Annotated in this window: 9 protein-coding genes; 3 read left to right on the top strand and 6 right to left on the bottom strand. The window is 73.7% G+C overall.

Annotation, left to right across the window (positions count from 1 at the left end; translation table 11 throughout):
* Nucleotides 1-199 precede the first annotated feature (199 nt).
* On the bottom strand, nt 200-985 hold the full coding sequence (locus G5C65_RS23045; RefSeq protein ID WP_165300822.1) for an MBL fold metallo-hydrolase: 786 nt from the start codon (nt 983-985) through the stop codon (nt 200-202).
* Nucleotides 986-1,076: 91 nt separating this feature from the next.
* Here G5C65_RS23045 and G5C65_RS23040 point away from each other — a divergent pair, with 91 nt between their 5' ends.
* Nucleotides 1,077-1,679, top strand: a complete 603-nt coding sequence (locus G5C65_RS23040) for a TetR/AcrR family transcriptional regulator (protein ID WP_165300821.1) — start codon at nt 1,077-1,079, stop codon at nt 1,677-1,679.
* A 163-nt stretch (nt 1,680-1,842) separates the two neighbouring features.
* On the opposite strand, the gene G5C65_RS23035 is transcribed toward G5C65_RS23040, so the two are convergent.
* From G5C65_RS23035 to G5C65_RS23020, 4 genes are read right to left on the bottom strand one after another with little or no spacing between them, the layout of a single operon-like run.
* A complete protein-coding gene (locus G5C65_RS23035) occupies nt 1,843-3,120 on the bottom strand; it encodes an ABC transporter permease (protein ID WP_206442166.1) in 1,278 nt (425 codons plus the stop codon).
* Entirely contained in the window at nt 3,120-3,848 is a 729-nt protein-coding gene (locus G5C65_RS23030; RefSeq protein ID WP_165300820.1) for an ABC transporter ATP-binding protein, read from the bottom strand. Before G5C65_RS23030 ends, G5C65_RS23035 begins: the two co-directional genes overlap by 1 nt.
* Entirely contained in the window at nt 3,845-4,912 is a 1,068-nt protein-coding gene (locus G5C65_RS23025; RefSeq protein WP_165300819.1) for a peptidoglycan-binding protein, read from the bottom strand. Before G5C65_RS23025 ends, G5C65_RS23030 begins: the two co-directional genes overlap by 4 nt.
* An 11-nt stretch (nt 4,913-4,923) precedes the next feature.
* A complete protein-coding gene (locus tag G5C65_RS23020) occupies nt 4,924-5,469 on the bottom strand; it encodes a hypothetical protein (RefSeq protein ID WP_241265982.1) in 546 nt (181 codons plus the stop codon).
* A 116-nt stretch (nt 5,470-5,585) separates the two neighbouring features.
* Between G5C65_RS23020 and G5C65_RS23015 the strand changes: the two genes are divergently transcribed.
* Both G5C65_RS23015 and G5C65_RS23010 read left to right on the top strand, forming a co-directional pair.
* Nucleotides 5,586-6,251 (top strand): response regulator transcription factor, encoded by a 666-nt coding sequence (locus G5C65_RS23015; protein ID WP_165300818.1) that lies wholly within the window; start codon nt 5,586-5,588, stop codon nt 6,249-6,251.
* Complete coding sequence (locus G5C65_RS23010) at nt 6,248-7,414, top strand: ATP-binding protein (protein WP_165300817.1); 1,167 nt, start codon at nt 6,248-6,250, stop codon at nt 7,412-7,414. Before G5C65_RS23015 ends, G5C65_RS23010 begins: the two co-directional genes overlap by 4 nt.
* A gap of 88 nt (nt 7,415-7,502) precedes the next feature.
* Here the strand turns inward: G5C65_RS23010 and G5C65_RS23005 are convergent, their stop codons facing one another.
* Nucleotides 7,503-10,064 carry an ABC transporter permease gene (locus tag G5C65_RS23005; RefSeq protein WP_165300816.1) on the bottom strand — a complete coding sequence of 854 codons (2,562 nt, stop codon included), beginning with the start codon at nt 10,062-10,064 and terminating at the stop codon, nt 7,503-7,505.
* Nucleotides 10,065-10,123 lie beyond the last annotated feature (59 nt).

The raw sequence follows: 10,123 nt of genomic DNA, 5'->3' as shown, positions 1-10,123 counted from the left end.
AACGGCGCCTCTCGGGCCCGGTGGCACCACCCCCCAGGTCATCGACTTCCAACAGGGGGGAACAGCCATGCCGGGCCCGGAGGCCAGCAGCCCTCTTGCAGGACCGCGAAGACCATAACGGGGGAGCCTCATCCGCCGGGGACGCGCCCGCGGCCGTAGACCGCCAACAGGTCCGCCGACAGACGCGCCTTGACGAGGTTCACCGCGTGGTCAGGTCCAGCCGTTCCCCGACGGCCAGGACGTGTGCGCGGTGTCCGGCGTGCGTGCGGAACTCCTTCTCCGGGTCGGGGACCTCGACGTAGCCCGCGATCTTTTCCGGCTGTTCCGGCTCGTAGTGGATCGGGACCGCGTAGCGGGCGTCGAGGATGTCCGCGGCCGCGGCGGCCTGCTGCGGGTCCAGCGCGGCGAGCAGCGGGCTCGGCGGCTGCAGGTGCGGCGCGTCGACGACCGGGCCGTTGGCGGGCAGGAAGGCCGCGTCGAACGGGCTGAACCGGCGCGCGATGAGCCACCAGTAGCCGTGGAACATCGTGTCGCCGCCGTGGAAGATCCGCTGGCCCTCGGCCTCCACCACCCAGTTCAGCTGCGGGTCGCCCAGCCCGTCGACGGAGGGGACGGCGGTGACGCGGAACGGCCCGAGGTCGCGGGTGGTCCAGGCGTCCACGGTCTCGGCGGCCAGCCGGTGCTGGGCCAGCTCGCGCTCGGCGAGCAGCGTCGTCTGGTTGTCCACGTCGTCGCCGTGGCCGGGCGCCGGGCGGAGTACCGGGGCTCCCGGCGTCAGCGTGTCCGCGAGCGCGGACGCGTCGGTGTGGTCCCGGTGCAGGTGGGTGACCAGCGCGGCGGTGGCCTTCCCGCTCGGCGCCGCCACCCCCTTGCCGGGCTTCCACCCGGTGAACAGCGGTGACAGGTCCCGGACGTAGTCGATCAGCAGTCGTGTGCCGGCTGCCTCGATCTCCACTCCGGCCCAGCCCAGTCGTCGTACCCGCATCTCGCACTCCTTTGTTCCCGTGGTTGCCCCGAACGTAGCGTACGGTCGTTCGCTAAATCAATAGCGAACGGCCGTGCGCTATTCTTGCCGTATGTCACCACGACGCTCAGCGGCCGAAGCGCAGGCCACCAGGGGCCGGATCCTCGGCCGCGCGGCCGAGATCGCCTCCGAGGAGGGGCTGGACGGCATCACCATCGGCCGGCTCGCCGAGGAGCTGGAGATGAGCAAGTCCGGGGTGCACAAGCACTTCGGCACCAAGGAGACGCTGCAGATCTCCACGCTGGACAAGGCGTTCGTCGACTTCTGGCACCGGGTGGTCGAACCCGCCCGGGTCCAGCCGCCCGGCCTGCGGCGGCTGCGCGCGGTGTGCGCCAACTCCGTGGACTACCTGGAGGCGCCGCTGCTGCCCGGCGGCTGTCTGATGACCGCGGCGCTCACCGAGTACGACAGCCGCCCCGGCCGGGTCCGCGACGCGGTGGCCGAGGTGTGGTCGCGCTGGCGGGGACAGCTGCGCGCCGACCTGGCCGCGGCGGTGGAGAACGGCGAGCTGCCCGCCGGGTTCGACGTCGACCAGGCGCTGTTCGAGATCGTCGCCACCGGACTGGCGCTGAACGCGGCCATGCAGCTCCAGCACGACCCGGCGGCCGCGGGCCGGGCCCGCCGCGCGCTCGAACGGGCCCTGGACCAGCCCTGACCGCACCCTTGCCCCCCGGGGCCCCGGCCGTTCGTCGCATCGATCGCGATCGCCTGGGCGACGGGGACGCGGTGCCGCGCCGCGTCGACGAGCACCGCGACGAGCACCGCGCCGCGGGCGCCGCCCCCGTCCGCCGCCCAGAGCTGTCCGGCCCCTCGGAGGGTCACGCCGCGTGCAGCGCCAGGGTGGGGGAGAGCCGGGCCGCGCGGATCGCCGGGTAGAGGCCCGCGAGCGTGCCGATGACCAGGGTGGCCCCGAAGCCGCCCGCCACCGACCACAGCGGAATGACCCAGGGCACCCCCTCGACCTGCGCGAACACCGCCGTCGCCGCAGCACCCAGCGCGACGCCGACCGCCCCGCCCAGGCCGGACAGCAGCAGCGACTCCGTCACGAACTGGATGCGGATCTGCCCCCGCGCCGCGCCCAGCGAGCGCCGCAGCCCGATCTCGTACCGTCGCTCCAGCACCGAGATGATCATGGTGTTGGCGACGCCGACACCGCCCACCAGGAGCGCGATGCCGCCGAGCCCCAGCAGCAGGCTGCTGAACGCCCCCTCGGTCGCCGCCCGCGCCTGCAGCTTCGCCGACGGGTCGGTGACCTTGATGTCCTGCGGGTTCTCGGGGTCGATGGTGGGCGCGAGCAGGCTGCGTACGGCGCTCACGGAGCTGTCCTGGGAGCGCTCGTACACCGACGTGGGGTGGCCGTCGAAGCCGAGCAGCCGCTCGGCGGCGTCCCAGCCGACGAGCGCGGACCGTTCGAGCTCCGGGGCCAGCGGCAGCGGGTCGAGGACGCCGACGACCGTGAAGTACCGGTCGCCCAGCCACACCTGCTGCCCCGCCTTGCCGACGCCGAGCCGCTGAGCGGCGACATGGCCCAGGACGACGGAGGGGTAGCGGCCGTTGGCCCCGTTCAGCCAGCTGCCGCTGGCGATCGTCCCCCGTACGGTCCTCAGCAGCTCCAGGGACGCGGCCTGGACGGCGATGCCGCCGCTGTCCTCTTCGGGGAGCTTCTCGTTGCGGCGTACGGTCGCCTCGACGGTGCCGGTCGCGCCCGCCTCCTCCACCCCCTCGATGCGGCTGACCATGCCGACGGCGCTCTTCGGCAGCTTGACGTCCTCGCCGGCGAACATCGACTCGCCCGGGGACGCCACCAGCATGTTGGTGCCGAGCCGGTCGAGCTGCCGCAGCAGCTTCTCCTGGCTGGAGGCGGACACGCCGACCACGGAGACCATGGTGGCGATGCCGATGGCGATGCCCAGGGCGGAGAGCACGACGCGCAGCGGGCGGCTGCGCAGGCCGCCGGAGCCGACGTGCAGGACGTCGCGCGGGCTGAGCCGGGCCGGGCGGAGGTCGCGGCGTACGGGATCGCGGCGTGCGGAGTCGGAGCGTGCGGGATCGGAGCGTGCGGAGTCGCGGCGGTGCTCGCGCGTGCGGCGGGGCATCAGGCGCCCGTCCAGATGCCGGTCCGGATGCCGGTCCGGGTGTCCGTCCGGGGACCGCCCCGCGTGTCGTCCACGACGGCTCCGTCCCGCAGCCGTACCCGGCGCGGGAGCTGGTCGGCGACCTCCGTGTCATGGGTGATGACGGCGATCGTCGCTCCCGCCGCGCTCAGTTCGTGCAGCAGCGCCATCACCGACTCGCCGGACGCGGAGTCCAGCGCGCCGGTCGGCTCGTCCGCCAGCAGCAGTCCCGGATCGCCGACGACAGCGCGCGCGATCGCCACCCGCTGCTTCTGACCGCCCGACAGCTCGTGCGGCCGGTGCCGGGCGCGGTCGGCGAGTCCGACGCGCTCCAGCGCCTCGGCGGCACGCCGCCGCCGCACGGCGCGGGGCAGGCCGGAGTACAGCAGCCCCTCCGCCACGTTGTCCTGCGCGCTGACCCCCGGCACCAGGTGGAACGCCTGGAAGACGAACCCCACGTGCCGGGCCCGCACCGCGGACAGCGCGCGGTCGGACAGCGCCGCCACGTCGAACCCCGCGATCTCGACCGACCCGGACGTGGGCCGGTCCAGCGTGCCGACGATGTGCAGCAGCGTGGACTTCCCCGAACCCGACGGGCCGACGATGCCCACCAACTCCCCCTCCTCGATACTGAGATCCACCTCGCGCAGCGCCATCACGCCGCCCGCGTACTCCTTCGTGACCCCCGTCAGGCCGACGACCCGCGTCATAGCTTCGGCACCCCGACCTTCATGCCCGCACGCAGCCGGCCGTCGCCGACCTCGACCCTGCCCCGCGCGAAGAGGCCCGGTTCGACCTGTACGTCGCGGGCCTTGCCGCGCTCCACGACCTGCACGCCGAAGCCCCCGCCGGGCATCGCGAGGAGCGCCTCGACCGGCACGGTCAGCACGTCCTTGCGGGTCTGCCCCTTCAGCTCCACGGTCACGGGCGCCTGGTCCAGCGCGTCCGCCTTCCCCGGCTCGTCCAGTGAGACGGTGACCTCGACCTTGGCCGCGTCGTCCCCGGAGTCGCCCCCGTCCTTGTCCTTCCTGGCCGAGGTGCCGACGGCACGGACCTGGCCCGGCACCGACGTGTCGTCGGGGAGGGTGACGGTGACCTTGTCGCCCTTCTTCACCGATCCGCTCTCCGCGACGTCGACCTTCATCGTGACGACGCGCTCGGAGCCGGTCGTGGTCAGGACCGGCCGGCCGGGCGCCGCCATGTCGCCGACGGCACCGGCGGTGCTCTCGACCCGTACGGCGCCGGACGCGAAGGCGATGTGCTCCGGGGCGACGGAGCCGGTCTCCTCCTCGCCGTTCGCCTCCTGCCAGCTCCGCACGGCGTCGGCGGTGAGGCCGGTGAACTCGTCGTCGACGGTGAAGCCCGTGTAGCCGAGCGCGGCGAGGTTCTTCTCCAGCTGCCGTACGTCCTCGCCCTCGACGCCCTCCTTCAGCGTCCGGTACATCGGCTGGGAGCCGTACATCAGCCGCACGGAGCCGCCGTCGACCGCGTACAGCCTGCCGTTCCGCTCGACCACCGAGCCGGTCTTGGCCGTCCAGGTGAGCGTGCCGGCGGCGGCAGCGTTGATCTTCCGCTTGCCCGTGAAGCCGAGGGTGCCGTCCGCCTGCACGCTCTCGCTCAGGTCGCCCCGCTCGACGGCGGCGGTGTCCGGGGGCAGCCCCGCGTCCCGGGACGTGCCGCCGCCGTCGGAGGAGTCCAGCGCGGCGAACGCGGTGGAGCCGCCGACCACGGCCACCAGCGCCAGCGCGGCCACCAGCACGGTTCCGCGCTTCATCCGGGGTCGCTTCACCGCAGCTCGCCCTCGCACGCCTTGCTGGCCTTCTCGTGCTTCTTCTTCTCCGCCTCGCCCTTCGGGATCGGCCGGGCCTTCGCGACGCCGCCGTCGGCCTTGGGCACGGGGACGTCCACGCCGTGCTTGCGCATACACGCGGCGAACTTGACCATCTTGTCCCTGTCGGCCTGCGACGCCTTGCCGCCGCCCCTGCCCTCCGGCGCCTTGTCCCGGCACGCCTTGATCGCCTTCTCCACGGCCGCCTTGTTGTCCCCGCCGATCGCGACGCCCTTCTGGTCGCCGTCGCCCTTGGGCTCGGGAACCTTCAGGCCGTTGTCCCGCAGGCACTTGCGGTACACCACGGCCTGGTCCTCGTCGTTCTTACCGCTCGCCGTCCCGGAACCCTTCGCGTCCCCGTCGCCGTCGCCGCCGTCGGAACCGGCGGAGCACGCCGTGCCGAACAGGCCCAGGACGGCCGCCGAGACGGCGGCGGCTGCGAAGAAGCGGACTGAGGACTGTCGTGCGGTCGTCTGTGCGGTGGTCTGTGCGGTCGTCTGCATCGAGATCTCCTCTTGGTGATCGCGGACCCGCAGACCGTCCCGCACAAGCGCCTTTCGTTTCTCTCAGCACATCCGTTTACACCGGCGAAACCCCCTCCTCCGGTAGAACGGGCCCCATGCGCGTACTGCTGGTGGAGGACGAGGAGTTCCTGGCCGAGATGGTCGCCGAGGGGCTGCGGCGGGACGCCGTCGCCGTGGACGTGGCGCACGACGGCCGCGCCGCGCTGGACAAGCTCCGCTTCGGCGCGTACGACGTCCTCGTCCTCGACCGCGATCTGCCGCTGCTGCACGGCGACGAGGTGTGCCGCCGGGTCGTACGGCAGCGGCTGCTCACCCGCATCCTGATGCTGACCGCGGCCGGGGACGTACGGGACCGGGTGGCGGGGCTCGGCCTGGGCGCGGACGACTACCTCAGCAAGCCGTTCGCGTACGACGAGCTGCTGGCCCGCGTCCTCGCTCTCGGGCGGCGCGCCCAGCCGGCGCTGCCGCCGGTGCTGGAACGGGCCGGGCTGGTCCTGGACACCGCCCGGCGCCAGGCCAGCCGGGACGGCCGCTATCTCGCCCTGTCCCGCAAGGAGTTCGCGGTGCTGGAGACGCTGCTGCGGGCCGACGGCGCGGTGGTCAGCGGCGAGGACCTGATCGAGCAGGTGTGGGAGGAGGACACCAGCTACCGCACCAACGCCGTACGGGTCGCCCTGTCCAAACTCCGCGCCAAGCTCGGCGACCCACCGGTGATCGAGACGGTTCCCGGCTCCGGCTACCGGCTGGGGACCGGCGCGTGAACAGCGAGCGGGCACGCCTCACCGCCCTCTACACCGGGCTGCTGGTCCTGGCCGGCGCCCTGCTGACCGGGCTCGTCTACATCCTGCTGAAGCAGAGCCTCGACACCCGTATCGGCAGCGCGGTCACCCAGGTGGTACCGGCGAAGCGCCTGCCCGGGAGCGCCGGGGTTTCCCTCGCCCGGACCGCGAAGCCCGCCAAGAACGAGGGCGACTGGACGGCGGTCGAGAAAGTGAGCACCGCCGCAGGGGACGCGGCGCTGAGCCGTCTGCTGACCGTCTCCGGGGTGTCCCTGGCCGTCTTCACCCTCGTCTCCGCCGCGCTGGCCTGGTGGATGGCGGGCCGCGTGCTGCGCCCCGTCGGCGTCGTCACCGCCAGGGCCCGGAAGCTCTCGGAGTCGAACCTGCACGAACGGATCGCCCTGAGGTCCCGCGGCGGCGAACTCAAGGAGCTCGCCGACACCTTCGACCAGATGCTCGACCGGATCGAGCAGCTGGTCGCGGCCCGCCAGCGCTTCGCGGCCAACGCCGCACACGAACTCCGCACCTCGCTCGCCGTGCAGCGCGCCGCCGCCGAGATCGGGCTCGCGGACGGGCCGCCCCCGGAGAAGGTCGCCCGGATCCGGCGCAAACTGATGGAGAACGCCGACGACAGCGAGCGCCTGATCGAGTCCCTCCTGCTGCTCGCCGTGTCCGACCGGCAGTTGCAGCACCACGAACCGGTGGCGCTGCACGACGTCACGTCCCGCTGCGCGGAGGACCTGCGCGACGAGGCGGCCCGGCGCTCCGTCGCGCTGCGCGTGGAGCCGCCGGAACCGCTGTCCGTCGCGGGCGACCCGGTCCTCCTCGAACACGCGGTGCACAACCTGGTCGCCAACGGACTCCGGCACAATCACCCCGGCGGCACCGTCCGGGTACGCGTCGGGAGCGAAGGGCTGGAGGTCGCCAACACGGGCCCGAGGGTGCCGTCCTCGGACGTACCGCTCCTCTTCGAGCCCTTCCGCCGGGCCCAGGCACGCGGCCGGCCCCGGGACCCGGAGGACCGCGGCGCGGGCCTGGGCCTCTCGATCGTCGACTCGATCGCCCGCGCGCACGGTGCGGCCACCGATGCCACGGCCAACCAGGAGGGCGGCCTCACCATCCGCGTGCGGTTCCCTTCCGGCTGACCGCGCCCCGTCAGGGGTACCCGGCGCCCGGTACCCAGTACCCGGACTCGCCGGGGCCACTGGGTCACTGGGCCACTGGGCCACCGGGTCACTGGGCCTGGATCGCCCGCAGGGGGCTCAGGCGGGCCGCCGCGCGGGCCGGCCAGATCGCCGCCAGCACGCCGACGGCCAGGGCCAGCGCCAGGAAGAGTCCGAGCCTCCCCCACGGCAGGGCCGTTTCGTACTCCGGGAGCGACGACGTCGTCAGACTGCCCCCGGCCCAGGCCAGGAAGACGCCCGTGACCACCCCGAGCACCGCGCCGAACAGCGAGATCACCACCGACTCCAGCCGCACCATCCGCCGGACGCCGGACCGGTCGAGCCCGATGGCGCGCAGCATCCCGATCTCGCGGGTGCGCTCGTGGACGGACATGGCCAGGGTGTTGACCACGCCGAGCACCGCGATGACGACGGCCATGCCGAGCAGCCCGTACATCATGGTGAGGACGGTGGCGATCTGCCCGCTGTCGGCCCTGGTGATCTGCTCCTGGCTCTGCACCCGCAGCAGCGGGCTGTCGCCGAGCGCCCGGCGGATCTCCCGCTGCAGCCCGCCGGACCGGCCGGGCGCCGCCTTCACCAGGACGTTCTCCAGCTTCCCGAAGTCGGTGGACGGCAGCACGTCCGGCAGCGTGCCCAGCGCGTCGCCCGCGGTGGCGGCATCGGCGTAGACACCGACCACGGTCAGGGCGCGCCGCTTCGTCCGCCCGCCGCCCTCCCCCCGGTCCGGCTCGGTGTCGAGGGTGTCGCCGACCCGGAGCCCGGCCCGGCCGGCGAACGTCTCCGAGACCGCGACCCGGCCGGGGCCGATGCGGCGCGGCGAGCCGTCGCGGAACCTCAGGTCCGTGACCTTGCCGAACGCCACCGGGTCGGTCCCGGTGAACTGCGCGTACCCGCCCTTCGTCGTCAGGCCCGCGGAGGCGACGGGCACGGCGGAGGCGACGCCCGGCAGCTTCGCCACCTTCCGCCCGGTGTCCGCTTCGAGGCCGTGGCCGGAGCTGTTGGAGATCCGGTAGTCGGCCGTCAGGCCGCTCGCCCGGTCGACGGCCCGCTGGGTGGAGTACCCGGCCACGGTCAGCCCGGTGATCAGGCTGAGCCCGATCATCAGGGCCGAGGCGGTGGCGGCGGTGCGCCGCGGGTTGCGCAGCGCGTTCTGCCTGGCCAGCTTGGCGCTGACGCCGAACAGCCGGGTGGTGGCGCGGCCGGCCAGGGTGATCAGCGGCTTGGACAGCAGCGGGGCCAGCACGATCACACCGCTCAGGGTCAGCGCGGAGCCGAGCATCGCGAACATCAGGTTCGGCTCGGAGCCGTTCTCCTGTGTGGAGACGTACAGCATGACCAGCACACCGAGCCCGGTCAGGAGCGCGCCGAGCACGTTGCGGACCACCAGGCCGCGGGTGGGCGGCGTCAGATCGACGCTGCTCAGCACCTCGACCGGCGCGATCCGCGCGGCCTTGCGGGACGGCAGCCAGGCGGCCAGGACGGTCACGACGACGCCGACCGCCAGCGACCACAGCACGGTCGACGGCGACACGACCAGCGGTCCGTCCGGCAGCTCGGCGCCGCCCGCGTTGAGCAGCGGGCGCAGCGGGACGGCGAGCCCGAGGCCGAGCGCGAACCCGGCGGCGGAGGCGCCGAGCCCGACGACCGCGGCCTCGACGAGGACGGAGCGCACGACTTGGCGGCGGGAGGCGCCCACGGCCCGCAGCAGCGCGATCTCGCGGCTGCGCTGGGCGATGAGCATGGTGAAGGTGTTGGCGATGATGAAGACGCCGACGAACAGCGCGATGCCCGCGAACACCAGCAGCGTCTTGGTCAGCGACGCGGTGCTCTCGCCGGCCCGGCGGGACTGCTCGGCGGCGAGCCGGTCGCCGCTGGTCGCCGTGGCGCCCTCCGCGGGCAGCAGCGCCCGCACTCGGGCGGTCAGCGCGCGCTGGTCGGTACCGGGCGCGGCCGCGACGGTGATCTCGTCGAACCGGCCGGGCGTGAGGAACAGCCGCTGCGCCGTCCGCGTGTCGAAGAGCGCCAGCGTGCCGCCCGCCGTGACCCGCGGATCGCCGCTGGAGACCGTACCGACCAGCTTCTTGGTCAGCGCGGGCCCTTCGGTGGCGAAGCGGACGGTGTCGCCGATCCGGTACCCGGCCCGCGCCGCGGTCCCGGCGTCCAGCGCCATCTCTCCGGCGGCGGCCGGTCCGCGGCCCTCCTTCAGCGGATAGCGGCTGTCCTTGCCGTCCGGGCCGGGGCGGTAGTTGACGGCGAGGTTGTCCCAGGCGTTGTCCGCGTTGACCGGGCTGCCGTCCTTGGCCGCCAGGGTGGCCTCGCCGTTGACGGTGGGCCGCACCGACGCCGCGCCCGGCAGCCGCTCGATCTTCCGTGCGAGCGCGGCGTCCAGGACGGTGCGCCGCTTGCCGTCGTCCGCCGGGGCGCTGTCCGCCTGCACGGAGACGGCCACGTCCTTGAGGCTCTTGGCGGAGGCCGCGCGGAAGGCGTTCGTGACCGTGTCGCCGAAGACGAGGGTGCCGGAGACGAAGGCGACGCCGAGCAGGACCGCGAGCGCTGTCATGACCAGTCGGGCGCGGTGCGCGAGGACGTTGCGCAGGGCTGTACGCAGCATGTGGCGGATCCCGGGGTGAGGGTGACGGTCGGGCGTCCCGTGCGGGGAGGGGGAGGAGG

The sequence above is a fragment of the Streptomyces boncukensis genome, from assembly GCF_011045075.1.
Taxonomy (GTDB): Bacteria; Actinomycetota; Actinomycetes; order Streptomycetales; family Streptomycetaceae; genus Streptomyces; species Streptomyces boncukensis.
Note: the sequence above shows the minus strand (reverse complement) of the source record. Positions and strands in the feature narration are given on the sequence as shown.

Excerpts from the sequence above, each read along its gene's own strand:
- G5C65_RS23030 (WP_165300820.1), bottom strand. The coding sequence starts at position 3,848 with ATGACGCGGGTCGTCGGCCTGACGGGGGTCACGAAGGAGTACGCGGGC.
- G5C65_RS23045 (WP_165300822.1), bottom strand. The coding sequence starts at position 985 with ATGCGGGTACGACGACTGGGCTGGGCCGGAGTGGAGATCGAGGCAGCC.
- G5C65_RS23020 (WP_241265982.1), bottom strand. The coding sequence starts at position 5,469 with ATGCAGACGACCGCACAGACCACCGCACAGACGACCGCACGACAGTCC.
- G5C65_RS23040 (WP_165300821.1), top strand. The coding sequence starts at position 1,077 with ATGTCACCACGACGCTCAGCGGCCGAAGCGCAGGCCACCAGGGGCCGG.
- G5C65_RS23035 (WP_206442166.1), bottom strand. The coding sequence starts at position 3,120 with ATGCCCCGCCGCACGCGCGAGCACCGCCGCGACTCCGCACGCTCCGAT.
- G5C65_RS23005 (WP_165300816.1), bottom strand. The coding sequence starts at position 10,064 with ATGCTGCGTACAGCCCTGCGCAACGTCCTCGCGCACCGCGCCCGACTG.
- G5C65_RS23025 (WP_165300819.1), bottom strand. The coding sequence starts at position 4,912 with ATGAAGCGCGGAACCGTGCTGGTGGCCGCGCTGGCGCTGGTGGCCGTG.
- G5C65_RS23015 (WP_165300818.1), top strand. The coding sequence starts at position 5,586 with ATGCGCGTACTGCTGGTGGAGGACGAGGAGTTCCTGGCCGAGATGGTC.